General features: G+C 53.7%; 17 protein-coding genes. 14 read left to right on the top strand and 3 right to left on the bottom strand.

The window, feature by feature from the left end:
- The first annotated feature begins 251 nt into the window (after positions 1-251).
- Together metK and trmB are read left to right on the top strand one after the other, a co-directional pair.
- Positions 252-1,424: a methionine adenosyltransferase gene (gene metK / locus RIC05_RS04725; RefSeq protein WP_350045137.1), complete on the top strand. Its 1,173-nt coding sequence runs from the start codon at positions 252-254 to the stop codon at positions 1,422-1,424.
- 170 nt (positions 1,425-1,594) lie between these two features.
- The gene (trmB, locus tag RIC05_RS04720; protein WP_350045138.1) at positions 1,595-2,314 is read left to right on the top strand and encodes a tRNA (guanine(46)-N(7))-methyltransferase TrmB; all 720 of its coding nucleotides are present in this window, start codon (positions 1,595-1,597) and stop codon (positions 2,312-2,314) included.
- A 233-nt stretch (positions 2,315-2,547) separates the two neighbouring features.
- On the opposite strand, the gene RIC05_RS04715 is transcribed toward trmB, so the two are convergent.
- Entirely contained in the window at positions 2,548-2,847 is a 300-nt protein-coding gene (locus RIC05_RS04715) for a hypothetical protein (protein ID WP_350045139.1), read from the bottom strand.
- An 18-nt stretch (positions 2,848-2,865) separates the two neighbouring features.
- On the opposite strand from RIC05_RS04715, the gene rimP reads away from it, so the two are divergent.
- The 12 genes from rimP to RIC05_RS04655 all read left to right on the top strand — a co-directional run bounded on the left by rimP (position 2,866) and on the right by RIC05_RS04655 (position 15,442).
- A complete protein-coding gene (rimP, locus tag RIC05_RS04710) occupies positions 2,866-3,366 on the top strand; it encodes a ribosome maturation factor RimP (protein ID WP_350040976.1) in 501 nt (166 codons plus the stop codon).
- 9 nt (positions 3,367-3,375) lie between these two features.
- Positions 3,376-4,944 carry a transcription termination factor NusA gene (nusA, locus tag RIC05_RS04705; RefSeq protein ID WP_350045140.1) on the top strand — a complete coding sequence of 523 codons (1,569 nt, stop codon included), beginning with the start codon at positions 3,376-3,378 and terminating at the stop codon, positions 4,942-4,944.
- 18 nt (positions 4,945-4,962) lie between these two features.
- Positions 4,963-5,553 (top strand): RNA-binding protein, encoded by a 591-nt coding sequence (locus RIC05_RS04700; protein ID WP_350040974.1) that lies wholly within the window; start codon positions 4,963-4,965, stop codon positions 5,551-5,553.
- Between the two features lie 80 nt (positions 5,554-5,633).
- Entirely contained in the window at positions 5,634-8,303 is a 2,670-nt protein-coding gene (gene infB / locus RIC05_RS04695) for a translation initiation factor IF-2 (RefSeq protein ID WP_350045141.1), read from the top strand.
- A 17-nt stretch (positions 8,304-8,320) separates the two neighbouring features.
- On the top strand, positions 8,321-8,740 hold the full coding sequence (gene rbfA, locus RIC05_RS04690) for a 30S ribosome-binding factor RbfA (protein ID WP_350040972.1): 420 nt from the start codon (positions 8,321-8,323) through the stop codon (positions 8,738-8,740).
- Positions 8,740-9,666: a tRNA pseudouridine(55) synthase TruB gene (truB, locus tag RIC05_RS04685; RefSeq protein WP_350045142.1), complete on the top strand. Its 927-nt coding sequence runs from the start codon at positions 8,740-8,742 to the stop codon at positions 9,664-9,666. Before rbfA ends, truB begins: the two co-directional genes overlap by 1 nt.
- A 17-nt stretch (positions 9,667-9,683) precedes the next feature.
- Positions 9,684-9,953, top strand: coding sequence for a 30S ribosomal protein S15 (gene rpsO, locus RIC05_RS04680; RefSeq protein ID WP_350040970.1), 270 nt, complete (start codon positions 9,684-9,686; stop codon positions 9,951-9,953).
- Positions 9,954-10,162: 209 nt separating this feature from the next.
- Positions 10,163-12,286, top strand: coding sequence for a polyribonucleotide nucleotidyltransferase (gene pnp, locus RIC05_RS04675; RefSeq protein WP_350045143.1), 2,124 nt, complete (start codon positions 10,163-10,165; stop codon positions 12,284-12,286).
- A 99-nt stretch (positions 12,287-12,385) separates the two neighbouring features.
- Complete coding sequence (locus RIC05_RS04670) at positions 12,386-13,780, top strand: NAD(P)H-dependent flavin oxidoreductase (RefSeq protein ID WP_350045144.1); 1,395 nt, start codon at positions 12,386-12,388, stop codon at positions 13,778-13,780.
- A gap of 193 nt (positions 13,781-13,973) precedes the next feature.
- Positions 13,974-14,414: an iron response transcriptional regulator IrrA gene (gene irrA / locus RIC05_RS04665; RefSeq protein WP_350045145.1), complete on the top strand. Its 441-nt coding sequence runs from the start codon at positions 13,974-13,976 to the stop codon at positions 14,412-14,414.
- 213 nt (positions 14,415-14,627) lie between these two features.
- Entirely contained in the window at positions 14,628-15,056 is a 429-nt protein-coding gene (locus RIC05_RS04660) for a rubrerythrin family protein (protein ID WP_350045146.1), read from the top strand.
- Between the two features lie 101 nt (positions 15,057-15,157).
- Positions 15,158-15,442 (top strand): YciI family protein, encoded by a 285-nt coding sequence (locus RIC05_RS04655; protein WP_350045147.1) that lies wholly within the window; start codon positions 15,158-15,160, stop codon positions 15,440-15,442.
- Between the two features lie 56 nt (positions 15,443-15,498).
- Here RIC05_RS04655 and eutC read toward each other — a convergent pair whose 3' ends face one another.
- Both eutC and RIC05_RS04645 read right to left on the bottom strand, forming a co-directional pair.
- Positions 15,499-16,272 (bottom strand): ethanolamine ammonia-lyase subunit EutC, encoded by a 774-nt coding sequence (gene eutC, locus RIC05_RS04650; protein WP_350045148.1) that lies wholly within the window; start codon positions 16,270-16,272, stop codon positions 15,499-15,501.
- A complete protein-coding gene (locus RIC05_RS04645) occupies positions 16,272-17,663 on the bottom strand; it encodes an ethanolamine ammonia-lyase subunit EutB (protein WP_350045149.1) in 1,392 nt (463 codons plus the stop codon). Before RIC05_RS04645 ends, eutC begins: the two co-directional genes overlap by 1 nt.
- Positions 17,664-17,736 lie beyond the last annotated feature (73 nt).

Here is a 17,736-nt window from a genome sequence, read left to right as displayed (position 1 = left end):
TTTCTTTTGGCGCAACATGGCCGCCAAGCTATGCAGTTTGTTGGTTACGATTTTGCGTCGATGATGCTTGACCTTCAAATTGTGATCAGGCAAAAGCGTCATGCAGTTTGAAACATAGCTGCATCATGTGGACGGATTTGGACCGCTTGCCACCACACAAAAAAAGGCTAAGTGGGCGCTATCGATACATCAGAATGTATCGGGAGCCCTCCGGTCCAGTTTTGGAAACCCATTACCGGAGAAGGTCTTACATGTCTCTTTCCGAATATCTTTTTACCAGTGAATCCGTCTCGGAAGGTCATCCGGACAAAGTCTGTGACCGCATTTCCGATTCCATTGTTGATGCATTCCTTGCTGCGGATGAAGATTCGCGCGTTGCTGTTGAAACGCTTGCGACCACCAACCGTGTGGTTCTTGCCGGTGAAGTTCGTGGCCCTGAAAGCGTGACCAAAGAGGTCATGATCGAAATGGCGCGTGAAGCCATCCGCGCAATTGGTTACGAGCAGGAAGGCTTCCATTGGAAGACTGCCGAAATCGAATGCCATGTGCATGAACAGTCTGCTGATATCGCGCAGGGCGTTGATTCTGCTGGCGAAAAAGACCTCGGTGCTGGCGACCAAGGCATTATGTTTGGTTACGCATGTAACGAAACCGATGAATTGATGCCTGCCCCAATTCAGTTCTCGCACCGTATTCTGCGCGCAATGGCTGAAGACCGTCATTCTGGCAAATCTGCCCAGTTTGGTCCGGATGCCAAAAGCCAAGTCACACTGCGCTATGTCAATGGTAAGCCGGTTGGCGCGACGTCGGTCGTTGTTTCGACCCAGCATGCTGATGGCCTGAGCCAGGACGATGTTCGTGCGCTGGTTCTGCCGTATATCGAATCGGCGCTGCCAGAAGGCTGGTTGCCGTCGGAAGATGAGATTTACATCAACCCGACCGGACGTTTTGTCATCGGGGGTCCCGATGGGGATGCTGGTCTGACCGGCCGCAAGATCATTGTTGATACCTATGGCGGTGCCGCACCACACGGTGGTGGTGCATTCTCTGGTAAAGACCCGACCAAGGTTGACCGTTCGGCTGCTTATGCTGCGCGTTATCTTGCGAAAAACGTGGTTGCAGCCGGTCTTGCAGAACGTTGCACCATTCAGGTGGCGTATGCGATTGGCGTTTCCAAGCCGTTGGCGTTGTATGTCAACAATCACGGCACGGGCAATGTTGATGAAGTAAAACTTGGCGGTGTTCTGCGTCAGTTGATGGATCTTAGCCCGCGCGGCATCCGTGAACATCTTTCGCTGTGCCGTCCGATCTATGTCCCGTCCTCAGCTTATGGCCACTTTGGCCGTCAGCCGCAGGAAGACGGTCACTTCTCTTGGGAACGTGCCGATCTTGTTGGTGAACTGAAATCGGCATTCGGCGCCTGATCTAAGGCAGCTGCATTGCAAAAGTGCGATTTGCCAAAGTCGCATGACGTGATATGAGGCGGGCGGCCCTGAAATATTGGGCCGCCCGTTTTGATTTTGTGGGCATGGCCATCCCGTTGGCGATGCCGCAATGACTGATTTTTTCCCGACCCAGACCGGCTGATACGACCATGCGCAACAAAGACCGCCCGATTCCAACACCTGATCGTCCGAACTTTTATGGCCGCCGCGGCAGCCGGCCGCTGAAAGATTCGAGAAAGGCGCTGGTAGATGCCATGATGCCCAGCATCGGGATCAGCTATCCTGATGTCGAAGGTGTCGATCCCAACAGCTATTTCGATGGCAAACCTGATCAGGTGTGGCTTGAGATTGGCTTTGGTGGTGGAGAACATCTTGCGGGTCAGGCCGAAGCCAATCCAAATATTGGAATAATTGGTGCAGAACCGTTCATGGATGGTGTCGGCAGCCTGATGCGTCACCTCAATGAACGCAATCTGACCAATGTCCGGGTGGTTGCTGATGACTCGCGTCCGTTGCTCTATAAGTTGGTTGATGCCTGCTTTGATCGCGCGTTTCTGTTGTTTCCCGATCCTTGGCCGAAAAAGCGCCATTCTGAACGCCGCTTTATCGGGCCAAAGAACCTTGCCTTGCTTGCCCGCATTCTAAAAGACGGGGCCGAGTTCCGGGTGGCCAGTGATGATATGCAATATATCTCCTGGACCTTGCAGCATATGCACAACCATCCTGATTTCGAATGGCTGGCCGAAGGGCCCGATGATTGGCGCCTGCCGCCAGCCGACTGGGTTAAAACCCGCTATGAGCAAAAGGCGCTGGGTCAGGGCAAGAAATGTAATTATCTCCGCTTCCGCCGTAAGCCGCGTCAGCCCTGATTGCCCGTTCAAACCGGTTTGACTGGTTTGGGCCGGGGAGTCGGTGGGGTTGAGCCGTTTTGCGCAATATGATCCTTAAATCCGATGGTTCAGGGCAGCCGTGCGATCAGGGCATGGCTTGCAATCGCGGTTTAAGGGTTGCTTTATCGTTTCGTGAAGACTTCAGTCGATTGAGGCGCGTTGTCGCGATCCTTTGAGCTTTAAGGCGCATGGCCTTTGCCAATATCGGCGGATTAACACCAGAAAACCAATGCTTTGCCTATGGCGGCGAGTTCCCGGATCAGAAATGTGGTTTGCGCATTCACGCCGAGATTTGCCGCGTAAGGCAAGGTGAAGTGATCAGGATTGCTGTCTTGTGCAGAATCCTTGGGTTGAATGGCTTGCATCGCCTGTATCCCGACTTGATTTCTGCGCAAACCGACTGTATAAAGCGGCCAAGCTTTTTGTAAATTCTGACAAAGAGTGGGCCTTGCGCCCGCTCTTTTGTGCTTTTTGGGGTATGGCATCGCTACATGGCTGAGCTGATTGGACAAATGTTAAGAGACCCTTTGATGGCGAAAGTCACGGCGATTATCGAGCCGTCGATCAACGCGCTGGGTTTTGAACTGGTCCGTGTTTCCATGACGGGACAGGACCATAATATCCTGCAAATCATGGCAGATCGCCCGGGCGCGAAAGGCAGCATCAACGTTACTGAATGCGCCGAAATCAGCCGTACGGTTTCTGCCCTTATGGATGTCGAGGACCCGATTTCAGGTGCCTATCACCTTGAAGTCAGTTCCCCGGGGATCGACCGCCCGCTGACCCGTGCTACGCATTTCGATGTGTGGAAGGGTTTCGAGGCAAAGGTCGAACTGGTGATGGCTATTAATGGCCGTCGCCGTTTCAGCGGTTTGCTGGATGGGATTGAAGATAGTGCGGTCGCCCTGATTGTTGATGGCGAACGCGTCTTGTTGCCGCTGGCCGATATCGCAAAGTCGAAATTGGTTCTGACGGATGAATTGATCGCGCACGTCACCGGTGAACGCCGCGCTGACGATAACGCAGAATAGAGGTTGGATATGGAAGCCACTTCGGGAATGCCGCGGCCGGAACTTTTGCAGGTCGCTGATGCCGTTGCCCGTGAAAAGGGCATTGATCGTGACGAGGTTCTTGGCGCGATGGAACAGGCCATCCAGAAGGCTGGCCGTTCCAGATATGGTCATGAGCATGATATTCGTGCCCATATTGATCGTAAAACCGGTGAGATCAAACTCGCACGTTTTGTCGAAGTTACGGATGAAATCGAAAACGATTTTACCCAGATGTCACTCGAACAGGCGCGTATTCGCAACGAAAACATCAATCTTGGTGAATTCCTGATTGATCCGCTGCCGCCGATTGACTTTGGTCGTATTGCTGCCCAGACCGCCAAACAGGTCATCGTTCAGAAGGTTCGCGACGCAGAGCGTGAACGTCAGTTCGAAGAATATAAAGACCGTGCAGATGAAGTCATCAATGGCGTCGTCAAACGTGTCGAGTTTGGCAACGTTCTGGTCGATATCGGCCGTGCAGAAGCCATTCTGCGCCGTGAAGAACTGATCCCGCGCGAAACCGTGCGTCAGGGTGATCGCGTTCGTGCGTTTATCCTTGATGTCCGTCGTGAACAGCGTGGCCCGCAGATCTTCCTGTCGCGTACCCATCCGACCTTCATGGCAAAACTGTTTGCCCAGGAAGTTCCGGAAATTTACGACGGCATTATCGAGATCAAATCGGTTGCCCGTGATCCGGGTTCGCGCGCCAAAATTTCGGTTCTGTCTTCGGATACCTCGATTGACCCGGTCGGTGCCTGTGTCGGTATGCGTGGTTCACGCGTACAGGCCGTTGTTGCCGAACTTCAGGGCGAAAAAATCGACATCATCCAGTGGTCGGAAGACCCGGCAACCTTTGTTGTGAACGCATTGGCTCCGGCTGAAGTCACCAAGGTTGTGATTGATGAAGAAACCAACCGTATCGAAGTTGTTGTTCCAGACGATCAGCTGAGCCTGGCCATTGGCCGTCGTGGCCAGAATGTCCGTTTGGCATCCCAGCTGACCGGGTGGGATATCGACATTCTGACCGAAGAAGACGAAAGCGAACGTCGTCAGGAAGAATCACGCAAGCGCGCGGAAATGTTCATTACCGCCCTTGATGTTGACGAAGTTGTTGCACATCTTCTGGTCGCCGAAGGCTTCACCTCGATCGAGGAAGTCGGTTATGTGCCGCTGGCCGAACTGGCTGAAATCGAAGGTTTCGAAGAAGAAATCGCCGAAGAGCTGCGCACCCGTGCACGCAACTTCCTGTCGGAAGAAGCCGAACGTCTTCAGACGCGTCGTGAAGAACTTAAGGTTGCTGATGATCTGGTCGAATTTAACGGCCTGTCGTTGGGTGTCGTTGTTCGCCTTGGCGAGAACGAGGTCAAAAACCTTGAAGACTTCGCCGATCTGGCAAGTGACGAGCTGATCGAATATGTCGGTGATGCCGACAACATGACCATGGATCAGGCCAACGACCTGATTATGGCAGCCCGTCGCAAGCTTGGCTGGTTCGAAGGTCTTGAAGAAGAGACCGAAGAAGCAGCTGAAGACGCGGTCGAAGGCGAAGAGGCTTAAGGCCGATCGGAGGACACCATGTCGCACCGTAAAGGCGACAAGGTAGCCGAGGTTCCGGAACGCCGGTGCATTGTCACCGGCGAGGTCCGGAATAAGGAAGATCTTCTTAGGGTTGTAATCGGACCGGATGGTTCGGTTGTTCCCGATCTTGAAGAACGGCTACCGGGGCGGGGATTATGGTTGTGCCCGTCGCGGGATGTGGTAAATACCGCCTGTGCAAAGAATACCTTTGCCCGGGCGGCACGGCAAAAAGTCGTGATCGACCCCGCGCTTGCTGACCGGATCGAGCAGCTGCTCACGCAGAAATGTCTTGATCTGCTGTCGCTTGCGCGACGTGCCGGTCAAGCCGTTGCCGGTTTCGAAAAAGTCCGGGCCCAAATAACTGAGGGCGCGGCAATGATATTGGCAGCACGCGATGGTGCTGCAGACGGAAAATCCAAGATCGAGGCCAAGGCCCGGTATCTGCCGATTTATTCCGTTCTGGATGCTGCTGAACTCGGCGCGGCTTTTGGTCGTGAAAAAGCAGTACATGTGGCCGTTGCGCCAGGAGGTCTGGCCACGCGGCTGGGTCGTTCCTTGACGCGGCTTGAAGGATTTCGCGCAGTCTGAGATCAGACATGCGCCGGACGGACAGGACAGGATCGGCATATAGGCTTGATCCCGCAGGAAATGAGGAAGTTGGACGGATTATGAGTGATCGCGATCAGGAGAAGAAACCGCTGAGCCTCAACAGATCGAAACTTGAATTGAGCAAGACGGTCGAGGCAGGGCAGGTTCGCCAAAACTTCTCGCATGGACGGTCAAAATCTGTGACCGTCGAAGTGCGTAAGAAGCGTACATTCGAAAAAAACGAATCCGGTCGCTTCCGTGAAGTGAAAAAGGATCTCGTTGCCGAGCAGGCAGCGGTAGAAGTACCAGCACCGGAAGCAAAGCCGGAGCCGGTTGAAAAGCCGAAGCCGAAACCGCGTCCGGTTGTTGAAGATCATGGCAACCTGACTGACGGCGAACGCGCTGCACGTATGGCTGCTTTGAAGGCTGCTGAAGAGCGCCGCAAGCAGGACGAAGCAGCTGCTGAAGTCCGTGCCCGCGAAGACGCTGCACGCAAAGTCGAAGAAGACGCCCGCAAAGCAGAAGAAGCAAAAGTTGCTGAAGCTGCCAAGCAGGACGAAGCACCGGCCAAGGATGATTCTGAATCCATGTCGGTTGAAGAAGTCGAGAAAAAGCTCGCTGCTTCAACGGCAAAGGGCAAACCGTCCAAGCCAAAACCGGTTTCCAAACCGAAAGCTGTCGAGAACGTCATTCAGGGTGAACCAGCCGAACCGCTGGTCCCGGAAGAACGTCGTCGTACAGCACCGGCTGATGCGAAAGCAAAAAGCCGTAAGGAAATCGACGAAGAAACAGCGCGTCTTGCTGCGCGCAAGCGCGCCGAAGAGGAAGCAAATGGTGCCGCACGTGCCAAGACCAACGATGGTCGCCGTCGCGGCAAGCTTTCGATCAATAATGCAATGAGTGGTGATGAAGGTGGCCGTCGTCGTTCGATGGCATCGATCAAGCGCCAGCAGGCAAAGGCAAAGGCCCGTGCACAGGGTCCGCAGAAGCCAAAAGAAAAAATCGTACGTGATGTCATCATTCCTGACGTAATTACCGTTCAGGAACTGGCCAACCGTATGGCGGAACGTGCAGCTGACGTGATCAAATCTTTGATGAGCATGGGCGTTATGGCGACCATCAACCAAAGCCTTGATCCTGATACCGCACAGCTTGTTGTCGAAGAATTCGGCCATAACATGCGCCGCGTTTCGGATGCCGATGTTGAAGAAGCACTGGTAACCGCAGACGACAATGACGAGCAGCTGATTGCCCGTCCGCCAGTCGTGACCGTTATGGGCCACGTTGACCATGGTAAAACATCCCTGCTTGATGCCTTGCGTGCAACGGATGTTGCCGGTGGCGAAGCCGGTGGTATCACCCAGCATATCGGTGCCTATCAGGTCACCATGGCAACCGGTGCAAAGATCACCTTTATCGATACACCGGGCCACGCCGCATTTACCGAAATGCGTTCGCGCGGTGCGAAAGTTACCGATATCGTGATTTTGGTTGTTGCCGCCGATGACTCGGTCATGCCACAGACGATTGAGGCCATCAGCCATGCCAAGGCAGCTGGTGTTCCAATGATCGTTGCGATCAACAAAATCGACAAACCGGGTGCAGATGTAACCCGGGTTAAAACCCAGCTGCTTCAGCATGAAGTCGTGGTCGAAGAAATGGGCGGCGACGTCCAGGCTGTTGAGGTTTCTGCCAAACAGCGTATCGGCCTGACCGAACTTGAAGAAGCAATCTTGCTGCAGGCCGAGGTTCTTGACCTTAAAGCCAACCCGCAGCGTGTTGCCGATGGTGTGGTTGTTGAAGCCCGCATGGAAAAAGGCCGCGGTCCGGTTGCGACCGTTCTGGTTCAGCGCGGAACCCTGAAAACCGGTGATATCTTTGTCACGGGTGCAGAATGGGGCCGTGTTCGTGCTCTGGTCGATGACCACGGCAACCGTGTTACGGATGCTATTCCGGGTGTACCGGTCGAAGTTACCGGCCTGAACGGTGTTCCGTCTGCAGGTGATGACTTCGTGGTTGTCGAAACCGAAGCCAAAGCCCGTGAAGTTTCGGACTTCCGTCAGCGCCGCATTCGTGAAACTCAGGCTGCTGCGATGAAAAAATCCGCGCTTGAGAACATGTTTGCTCAGAGCGGCGAAGTTAAAGAACTTCCGATCGTCATCAAAGGTGACGTGCAGGGGTCGGTCGAAGCTCTTATCGGGACCTTGCAGAAGCTTGGAAACGAAGAAGTTTCGGTACGTGTTCTGCATAGTGGTGTTGGTGGTATCAACGAATCTGACGTGACGCTGGCCCGTGCATCCAATGCACTGATCATCGGCTTTAACGTGCGTGCAAACCAGCAGGCCCGTGAACAGTCCCGCCGCGACAACGTTGATATTCGCTACTACTCGATTATCTATGATGTAGCTGATGACATTAAACAGATGCTGTCGGGCATGCTGTCGCCGGAAGTTCGCGAGAAATTCCTCGGCTACGCAGAAATCCGCGATCTGTTCACCATCTCTGGCAACAAGATTGCTGGTTGTATGGTTACCGAAGGTACCGTCAAGCGCGGTGCCGGTGTCCGACTGCTGCGTGATAACGTCGTTATTCACTCTGGTGAACTGTCGACCCTGCGTCGCTTCAAGGACGAAGTTAAAGACGTCCGCGAAGGTTACGAATGTGGTATGTCGTTCGCCAAATATAACGACCTTCAGGTCGGCGATATGATTGAGTGCTTCGAGAACGAGGAAATCGCCGTCGAACTGTAAGGCGGTGAGGATCTGAAATGGCGAAGCAACCAGCCAAAGCACCTAGTCAGCGACAGCTCCGAGTGGCGGAAGAAATCCGCCAGGCGCTGTCGCGGGCGTTGGAGCGTGGAGACATTTACGACCCGGAACTGACGCGCCGCCCGGTAACCATTACGGGTGTCAGTCTTTCTCCGGATATGCGCAATGCTATGGTATCCTTCACTCCGCTTGGGGGTGGTGAGGCCGAGACGTCGCTTAAGGCGTTGACGCGTCAAAAAGGACACCTGCGCAACCATGTGGCCCATACGGTTCACATGAAATATGTGCCGGCATTGCGATTTGTCGAAGACAAAAGTTTTGACGTCGCCGATCATCTGGGCTCCTTGTTACGTGATCCGCACGTTGCACAGGACCTTGTGGACGGTGAAACGGACAAAACCGGAAATGAGGACGACTGATGGCGCGTCGCCGTCGCGGTATAAGCATTCATGGCTGGCTGGCGGTCGACAAGCCTCTGGAGATCACGTCATCGACGGTGGTCAATCAGGTGCGTCGTCTTCTGGATGCCAACAAAGCCGGACATGGCGGAACACTTGATCCGCTGGCTTCTGGTGTACTGCCAATTGCCTTTGGCGAAGCAACCAAAACGGTTGCCTATGTCATGGATGGCAGCAAAAGTTATCGTGTAACGCTGAAATTCGGCGAAGCACGCAGCACGGATGATGCAGAAGGCGAGGTTATCGAAACCTCCGAGCATCGTCCGAGCGCAGACGAAATCAAGGCCGTGCTGAATGAATTCATTGGTGAAATTCAGCAGGTGCCGCCAAAGTTTTCGGCAATCAAGGTCAATGGCAAACGTGCCTATGATCTTGCGCGCCGCGATGAAGAGGTGGTGTTAAAACCACGTCCGATTCTGATCAAGGATCTTCGACTGGTCGACATGCCAGATCGTGACCATGCCGTGTTCGATGTTGTATCGGGCAAAGGGGCATATATGCGATCTTTGGCGCGCGATATCGCGCTGCGCCTTGGCACTGTTGGCTATATCGCTGCGCTTCGCCGAACTTCGGCGGGGCCGTTTTCGGAGGAAAACGCCATCCGCTTGCAAGATTTGCTTGAGATGGACCCCGAAGAGGTGATGAAGAAACTGCTTCCGGTTGAGACCGCGCTGGACGACATCCCGGCGCTGGCCCTGACCGAAGTCGAGGCGCAACGCCTTTCCTCTGGCCAGTCCGTTGGACTGTTGGCAGTGGCAAAGCGCAATGCCCTTGAAACACCCGTCGTGCAGGACGAAATCGTCTGTGCCATGCTCCACGACCGCGCTATCGCGTTGGCGGAGATTAATGGTGGCGAGATCCGGCCTGTACGTGTTTTTAATCTCTAAAGGCGAAAGGATGCCTGATGTCGATTACTGCTGAACGCAAAGCTGAGTTGATCAAAGAATACGCTCAGAAAGATGGTGACACCGGTTCCCCCGAAGTACAGGTTTCAATCCTGACCGAACGGATCAAGAACCTCACCGAGCACATGAAAGAACACAAGCACGACTTCCATAGCCGTCGTGGTCTTCTTATGATGGTTGGTCAGCGTCGCCGCCTGCTGAAGTATCTGCAGCGCAAAGACCAGTCGCGTTACGAGAGCGTCATTGAACGCCTCGGTATTCGCCGCTGATTTCAAACTGCGGCGGGGGGTGACCTCCGCCGTCGTTTTTTTATTGTTTCGGTGGCTCGAAACACGAGAAGCAGGGTCGGATGGGCCGACCCAATGCTTGCGCCGGACCCATTAATTATGAAGCTGTTATGAAAGCCTCATAATTAATGTGTTCGGAACTCGTGTAGTATCTCGGGTCCGCCAGAGGTTTGTAAGAGGAAGAGAAAATAATGTTTAATGTCGTCCGTAAGGAAATGCAGTGGGGCAATGCCAAACTGACCCTTGAAACCGGTAAAATTGCCCGTCAGGCTGATGGTGCGGTTAAGGTCACCCTTGGTGAAACCGTTGTTCTTTGTACCGCTGTTGGCGCCAAGCAGCCGCGCCCGGATGTCGACTTTTTCCCGCTGACCGTGAACTATCAGGAAAAAGCATTTGCCGCTGGCAAAATCCCGGGTGGTTTCTTCAAGCGTGAAGGCCGTCCGTCAGAAAAAGAAACCCTTGTTTCGCGTCTGATCGACCGTCCGATCCGCCCGCTGTTCCACCCGCTTTATCGCAATGACACCCAGATCGTTTGTACCGTTCTGTCGCATGACATGGAAAACGATCCGGACGTGGTTGCCATGATTGGTACCTCGGCGGCTCTGACCATTTCCGGTCTTCCGTTCCTTGGCCCGATTGGTGCTGCGCGCGTTGGGTACAAAGATGGTGAATTCCTTCTGAACCCGACCCCGGAAGCAATCAAGGAAGGCGATCTTGATCTTGTTGTTGCGGGTACCCGCGATGGCGTGATGATGGTTGAGTCCGAAGCATCCGAGCTGTCAGAAGACATCATGCTTGCTGCTGTTAAATTCGGCCATGAACAGTTCCAGGGCGTTCTCGACCTGATCATTGATCTGGCAGAAGATGCAGCCAAAGAGCCGCGTGCTATTGCTGAATTGCCAGAAGGCTATGATGCGCTGGTCGCAAAAGTTGCCGGTCTTGGTACCGACGTTCTGACCAAGGCATATGCCAATGTTGTTAAACAGGAGCGTTCAGCTGCTGTTTCTGCTGCCAAATCAGAAATCGTCGAGAAACTCGGCGATGACGTTTCTGATGGGCTTAAAGGCAAAGTTTCCTCGATCATTAAAGATCTGGAAAAAGACATCGTTCGTGGCGCGATCCTGAAAACCGGCACCCGTATTGACGGCCGTACCGGCGCAGACGTTCGCCCGATCCTTGGCGAAGTTTCGGTTCTGCCGCGTTCGCACGGTTCTTCGATCTTCACCCGTGGTGAAACGCAGGCACTGGCTGTTGTTACCCTTGGTACCGGTCAGGACGAGCAGATCGTTGACGCGCTTGACGGTGAATACCGTGAAAGCTTCATGCTGCATTACAACTTCCCTCCTTACTCGGTTGGTGAAGCTGGCCGTATGGGTTCACCGGGACGTCGTGAAATCGGTCACGGTAAACTTGCATGGCGCGCCCTGCATCCGTTGATGCCGACCAAAGATGCATTCCCGTACACCACCCGTATCGTGTCGGAAGTAACCGAATCTAACGGTTCGTCCTCTATGGCAACCGTTTGCGCAAGTTCGCTTGCCATGATGGATGCAGGTGTTCCGCTGGTACGTCCGGTTGCGGGTATCGCAATGGGCCTGATCAAAGAAGCAGACGACTTTGCCGTTCTTTCAGACATCATGGGTGATGAAGATCACCTTGGTGACATGGACTTCAAAGTTGCGGGTACCGAGAATGGTATCACCTCGCTTCAGATGGACATCAAGATCACTTCGGTGACCGCAGAGATCATGCAGATTGCATTGAAACAGGCACGTGACGGCCGTCTGCACATCCTTGGCGAAATGTCCAAAGCACTTCCGGAAGCACGTGGTGAAGTTTCGGGCAATGCTCCGACCATCACCCAGTTCTCGATCCCGAAAGACAAAATTCGTGATGTCATCGGTTCGGGCGGTAAGGTCATTCGCGAAATCTGCGAAGAAACCGGCGCAAAAGTCGACATCGAAGACGATGGTTCGATCACTGTTGCACATACCGATGGTGCAAAAGGCAAGCAGGCTGTGGATTGGATCAAATCCATCGTTGCGGAACCTGAATTGAATCATATCTATGATGGTAAGGTCGTTAAGGCTGTTGATTTCGGTGCGTTCGTAAACTTCTTCGGCGCCCGCGACGGTCTTGTTCACATCTCCGAACTGGCACCCGAGCGTGTCAAACAGGTTTCGGATATCGTGAAAGAAGGCGATCAGGTTAAAGTCAAAGTCATCGGTTTCGATGACCGTGGCAAAATTAAACTGTCGATGAAACGTGTCGACCAGGAAACCGGTGCTGATCTCGAAGAAGGCAGCGCCGAATAAGCAAACGGGATGCCGGACGACGATAAAAACACGACGTCGTCCGGCAGACTGAGCGGTGCCTAGGTATCGCTGGCTAATTGCCGAATGGGAGAGACGAACTTGAAAGCCCTTAATCCGCTCGTCATGTCGGGTAAAGAAGTCTTGCCAGTTATTGAAGGTGGCAAAGGCGTCGCTGTATCGACGGGTAAAAGCTCCGGCGCATGGGCTGCTGCCGGCGGTATCGGGACGTTTTCCGCCGTGAATGCCGACTCGTATGACGAGAATGGCAACATGGTTCCGATCGAATATGCAGGGAAAACCCGCGGTGACCGCCATCAGGAACTGATTGCGTACGGTATCCGTGGTGGTATTGCACAGGCTCAGATCGCACATGAAATGCGCAACGGCGAAGGCCGTTTGCATATGAACGTATTGTGGGAAATGGGCGGTGCTGAACCGATCCTTGAAGGCGTTCTTGAAGGGGCCAAGGGCCTTGTTCACGGGGTCACCTGTGGTGCAGGCATGCCTTACAAGATTGCCCAGATTTCAGCGCATTATGGCGTTCATTACTATCCAATCGTTTCATCAGCCCGTGCTTTCCGCGCATTGTGGCTGCGGTCTTATAAAAAGACCCCGGAATGGCTGGGCGGTGTGGTCTATGAAGATCCATGGCGTGCGGGTGGCCATAATGGCCTTTCGAATTCCGAAGACCCGTTGGTCCCGGAAGATCCGTTCCCGCGTGTCCGTGATCTGCGTACATACATGAATTCGGTTGGTCTTAATCATGTGCCAATCATTATGGCTGGCGGTGTCTGGTTCCTGCGTGATTTTGAAGACTGGATCGACAATCCAGAAGTTGCCCCGGTGGCCTTCCAGTTCGGTACACGTCCGCTTCTGACCAAGGAAAGCGAGATTTCCGACGAATGGAAACAGCGCCTGACCAGCTTGCAGGATGGCGACGTATCGCTGCATAAATTCAGCCCGACGGGTTTCTATAGCTCGGCTGTGCGCAATTCGTTTCTTGAAGACTTGCATCAGCGTTCAGATCGTCAGGTCCGCTATTCGCGTACTGCCGAAGCCGATTTGCATGTGGGTATCCCGCTGGGCCGTCGTGGTCGTCCGATCTATGTTCGTGAAGACGATGCCGACAAGGTACGTGCGTGGATTGATGCCGGTTATACCGAAGGCATGCCGACCCCGGACGACACCATGGTGTTTGTCACCCCGGAAAGCGCATTGACGGTCAAAAAAGACCAGATCGATTGTATGGGGTGCCTGTCGCAGTGCCAGTTCTCTAACTGGGAACAGCATAGCGGAACCACCGGCAAGCGTGCTGATCCGCGTTCTTTCTGTATTCAGAAAACGCTTCAGAACATTGCCCACGGTGCCGCGGTTGAGAACGAGCTGATGTTTGCAGGCCACAATGCCTACAAATTTGGTGAAGACCCGTTCTATGCCAATGGCAATATTCCGACGGTCAAGGAACTTGTCGATCGCATCATGGTCGGCGATTAAGCCCAAACGCGGCATACAGATTTTAGAAAAAGGGTCGGTTCTTACCGGCCCTTTTTGTTTGTTTTGAACAATTGTCGTTCTTCTGATTGGAGTTGATCAAAATCAAAGAATGGCCTGTAGGTGTTGTCTAATCTATTCGGAGATTTAAAAGGGGCGCCAATTTTTGGCCCGATTGGAATTGAAGGGCAAGCTTATGGGATACACGTCGCGTCCATATACCAACGTGCTGAACAGGCTTAAAGAAGCCGGTTTACGCCCGACACGCCAACGTTTGGCACTGGCGCGGTTGCTGTTTGAAGACGGCCATCGTCACATCACCGCCGAACAGCTTCATTCCCAGGCCATGACCAACAATATCAAGGTCTCCTTGGCGACGGTCTATAACACGCTGCACCAATTCACGGATGCCCGGTTGCTGAATGAAATCGTGATTGATTCCGGCCGGTCCTATTTCGATACCAACACCGTGCCGCATTATCATTTTTATTGCGAAGAAGACGGCATGCTTTCCGATATTCCGGCCGAAACCGTGCAAATTGCCGGTATTCCCAACATCCCCACCGGGACTGAATTGGCATCGGTCGATCTTGTCTTTCGTCTGCGTCGCAAGCGTGCAGCACAGGATGCTGCTTAAAGATCGCTGTAACCAATCCGCTAACAGGTTGGTGCGTAACAGACTGATGAAATCAGACGGCAGGTTGGTGCAAATTGCCCTTCCCTAGGTTGACGGCGGCGGATTTCACGACACATAAGAAGGCGACAGGACCTTGTGGTTTTGTCGCCTTTTTCTGACGTCTTTCACCAGCACCGAGACATGCTGTGTGAACAATAATAAAGGACAGCGCACATGGCGCTTAAGGGAACGCGTACCGAGCAAAATCTACGCGCGGCTTTTGCCGCCGAAGCCCAAACCAATCGTCGTTATCTTTATTTTGCCCAGCAGGCAGATATCGAAGGCCAGGCTGAAGCCGCCGAGCTGTTTCGCACCGCTGCCGAGGCCGAAACGGGCCATGCCTTTGGCCATCTGGAATTTCTCGAAACGGTCGGTGACCCGGTCACCGGCAAGGCGCTTGGCACGACCAAGCTTAACCTTGAAGCCGCGATTGCACTGGAAAAGAATGAGGCCGAGGCAAGCTATCCGGATATGGCCCGCATTGCCCGTGAAGAGGGACTTGAAGACGTTGCCGCATGGTTTGAAAGCCTGGCACGCGTCGAAGCCGCCCATGCGGATCGCATTGACCGTCTGTTATCCCAGATGACGGGAAAATCAAGCTGATCGAATGGTTTTCGCATCGCTAAAACGTGATTTGTCATTTGGTCCGGAACTGTCGATTTTTGGCCCCAGACCATCCAGTTAACCCATTCCCGGATCCAAAGATGTTTGTTGTTTCGCTAAGTTATAAAGTGCCGCTTGAACAGGTTGATGCCCATATTGAAGGTCATATCAGTTGGCTGAAAGCAGGCTATGCCAACGGGATGTTTCTGGCATCCGGGCGCAAAGTTCCGCGCGATGGCGGGGTGATTTTGGCCAAAGGTAATCGCAAAGACCTTGAAGCCGAACTGACCAATGATCCGTTCCATCAACATGATCTGGCCGATTACACCATTACCGAATTTGATCCGGTCATGGTCGCAGACGGACTTGAAGCGCTGCAGGGTTAAACAGATCATCTGATCGAAAAAGGAAAGGGGGTGCAAACGATTGCGCCCCCTTTTACTTATCCATCGATTAAAAGCGTGTTGGATGAATTATCTTTAAGTGCCACACCCGAAAGCCCCAATTTTCGGGCTTCGATCATAAGATAGGCGATCTTTTCAGCCGCCTTTTTCGGGTCAAGTCCGGCAGGCCGGATATTTGAAACACAATTTCGATCTGCATTTGATCGGCCGCGCTTTGGTCCCCATGTCAGATAGGCACCAAGCGAATCGGCACTTGAAAGACCGGGACGCTCCCCGATCAGCATGACGGTAAGCTTTGCCCCAAGTGCGGACCCGATTTCATCGCCCAATCCGACGCGGGACTGGGTGGCCAGCGTGGTCGGGGCGACCGACCAACTGTCGCCCAATCGATCAAGGATCATGGAAAGCGTTTCTGCACCATGATCCTGCGTCGCACGGGCGGACAATCCATCGGCCAGAATGAAGGCGACGTCATAGTTCTGCTTGTGCTGAGCCAAAGCGTCATATGACGCATCATCAAGCAACCGGCCAAGGTCGGGGCGTTGTAAATAGGTCGCCCGATCCGGCGCGGCGGAATGGACATCAATTATCGGATGGTCAAGTGTGCCAAGCTTTGCCCGGACGGCATCAGCGTCAAACGCCATATGAACCGAATCCCGTGCCCGTGCGTGGGCCATCTGGAATTCAAGCAAGCGTTCGGTCGGCAATCCATCCCCGACCCGGCCAAGGCCAATACGCGCATCGGTATGCACACGAAGCGCGTTCCATGGATCAAGGCCAGTTGGGGTTTTCTTAAAGATCGAAGTGCTCATTACGCTGCCCCCGACCATGCCAGAAGGTTCTGGGCAGCCTGCCCGTCAAGTTGCGGTCGGGTTCGGCCATTATGGTCAAGGATATCCATTTTGCGCAGCCAGGCGGCAAATTCCGGTGCCGGTTTAAGGCCAAGCACAGATCGCAGATACATCGCATCATGGAAGCTGGTACTTTGATAATTCAGCATGATGTCATCGGCACCGGGCACCCCGATGACGAAATTACACCCGGCAACCCCCAAAAGGGTCAGAAGGTTATCCATATCATCCTGATCGGCTTCGGCATGGTTGGTATAACAAACATCGCAACCCATCGGCACGCCAAGCAGCTTGCCACAGAAATGGTCTTCTAACCCCGCACGGGTGATTTGTTTGCCATCAAACAGATATTCCGGGCCGATGAAGCCGACCACCGTATTGACCAGAAGCGGGGAATATTTTCGTGCAACGGCATAGGCACGGGTTTCAACCGTTTGCTGATCGATCCCTTCGTGGGCATCTGCCGATAATGCCGCCCCCTGTCCGGTTTCAAAATACATCACATTGCTGCCGACCGTGCCGCGCTTAAGCCCCTTGGCAGCGTCTTCGGCCTCGGCCAGCATCGATTGGGTGATACCAAAACTTTCATTGGCCTTTTGCGTGCCGGCAATGGATTGAAACACCAGATCAACCGGGGCGTTGCGCGCCATCACGTCAATGGCGGTTGTAACGTGCGACAGAACACAGGACTGGGTCGGGATATCGATCCGTTCGCGGACTTCATCAATCAGTTTCAAAAGATCGATCATGGCTTCGGGGCTGTCGGTGGCCGGATTGATGCCAATCACCGCATCGCCACTGCCATGCATCAGACCATCCAGGATCGATGCAGCAACACCTGCGGGATCATCGGTCGGGTGGTTGGGTTGCAAGCGGACGGAAAGGTGGCCGGGAAGGCCGATCGTATTGCGAAAGGCAGTGATGACATGGCATTTCTTTGCCACAGAAATCAGGTCCTGATTGCGCATCAGCTTGGAAACGGCGGCAACCATTTCCGGTGTCAGACCGGGGGCAAGGTTTTTAAGAACTTCCGGCGTTGCGTCGTCACTTAAAAGCCAATTGCGAAAATCACCAACGGTCAGCGATGCGACAGGTGCAAAGGCATCCATATCATGATCATCAATGATCATGCGGGTTACATCGTCATCCTCATAGGCAACAAGGACGTCGCTTAGAAACCGCTTAAGCGGCACATCGGCCAATGCATAGCGTGCCGCCACCCGTTCTTCGTCCGATCCGGCAGCAAGACCTGCCAACACATCGCCAGATCGCAACGGGCTTGCCTTTGCCAGCAGGGTTTTAAGGTCGGGAAAGGTAAAGCGTTCGAAACTAACTGGCGCCGCGGTCTGCACGTTCTGCCTCCTGAAGCATGGATCACACCGCAAAAGCATCAGATAGGATGCAATTGCGATGTGAGATCATCAT

Source organism: Thalassospira sp. (assembly GCF_040218635.1).
Classification (GTDB): domain Bacteria; phylum Pseudomonadota; class Alphaproteobacteria; order Rhodospirillales; family Thalassospiraceae; genus Thalassospira.
This window is presented reverse-complemented; position numbering and strand designations above follow the sequence as displayed.

What these genes read in the sequence shown, in the direction of transcription:
- pnp (WP_350045143.1), top strand. Translation starts at nt 10,163, where the DNA reads ATGTTTAATGTCGTCCGTAAGGAAATGCAGTGGGGCAATGCCAAACTG.
- irrA (WP_350045145.1), top strand. Translation starts at nt 13,974, where the DNA reads ATGGGATACACGTCGCGTCCATATACCAACGTGCTGAACAGGCTTAAA.
- rpsO (WP_350040970.1), top strand. Translation starts at nt 9,684, where the DNA reads ATGTCGATTACTGCTGAACGCAAAGCTGAGTTGATCAAAGAATACGCT.
- metK (WP_350045137.1), top strand. Translation starts at nt 252, where the DNA reads ATGTCTCTTTCCGAATATCTTTTTACCAGTGAATCCGTCTCGGAAGGT.
- RIC05_RS04655 (WP_350045147.1), top strand. Translation starts at nt 15,158, where the DNA reads ATGTTTGTTGTTTCGCTAAGTTATAAAGTGCCGCTTGAACAGGTTGAT.
- trmB (WP_350045138.1), top strand. Translation starts at nt 1,595, where the DNA reads ATGCGCAACAAAGACCGCCCGATTCCAACACCTGATCGTCCGAACTTT.
- truB (WP_350045142.1), top strand. Translation starts at nt 8,740, where the DNA reads ATGGCGCGTCGCCGTCGCGGTATAAGCATTCATGGCTGGCTGGCGGTC.
- RIC05_RS04660 (WP_350045146.1), top strand. Translation starts at nt 14,628, where the DNA reads ATGGCGCTTAAGGGAACGCGTACCGAGCAAAATCTACGCGCGGCTTTT.
- RIC05_RS04700 (WP_350040974.1), top strand. Translation starts at nt 4,963, where the DNA reads ATGTCGCACCGTAAAGGCGACAAGGTAGCCGAGGTTCCGGAACGCCGG.
- rbfA (WP_350040972.1), top strand. Translation starts at nt 8,321, where the DNA reads ATGGCGAAGCAACCAGCCAAAGCACCTAGTCAGCGACAGCTCCGAGTG.
- eutC (WP_350045148.1), bottom strand. Translation starts at nt 16,272, where the DNA reads ATGAGCACTTCGATCTTTAAGAAAACCCCAACTGGCCTTGATCCATGG.
- infB (WP_350045141.1), top strand. Translation starts at nt 5,634, where the DNA reads ATGAGTGATCGCGATCAGGAGAAGAAACCGCTGAGCCTCAACAGATCG.
- nusA (WP_350045140.1), top strand. Translation starts at nt 3,376, where the DNA reads ATGGAAGCCACTTCGGGAATGCCGCGGCCGGAACTTTTGCAGGTCGCT.
- rimP (WP_350040976.1), top strand. Translation starts at nt 2,866, where the DNA reads ATGGCGAAAGTCACGGCGATTATCGAGCCGTCGATCAACGCGCTGGGT.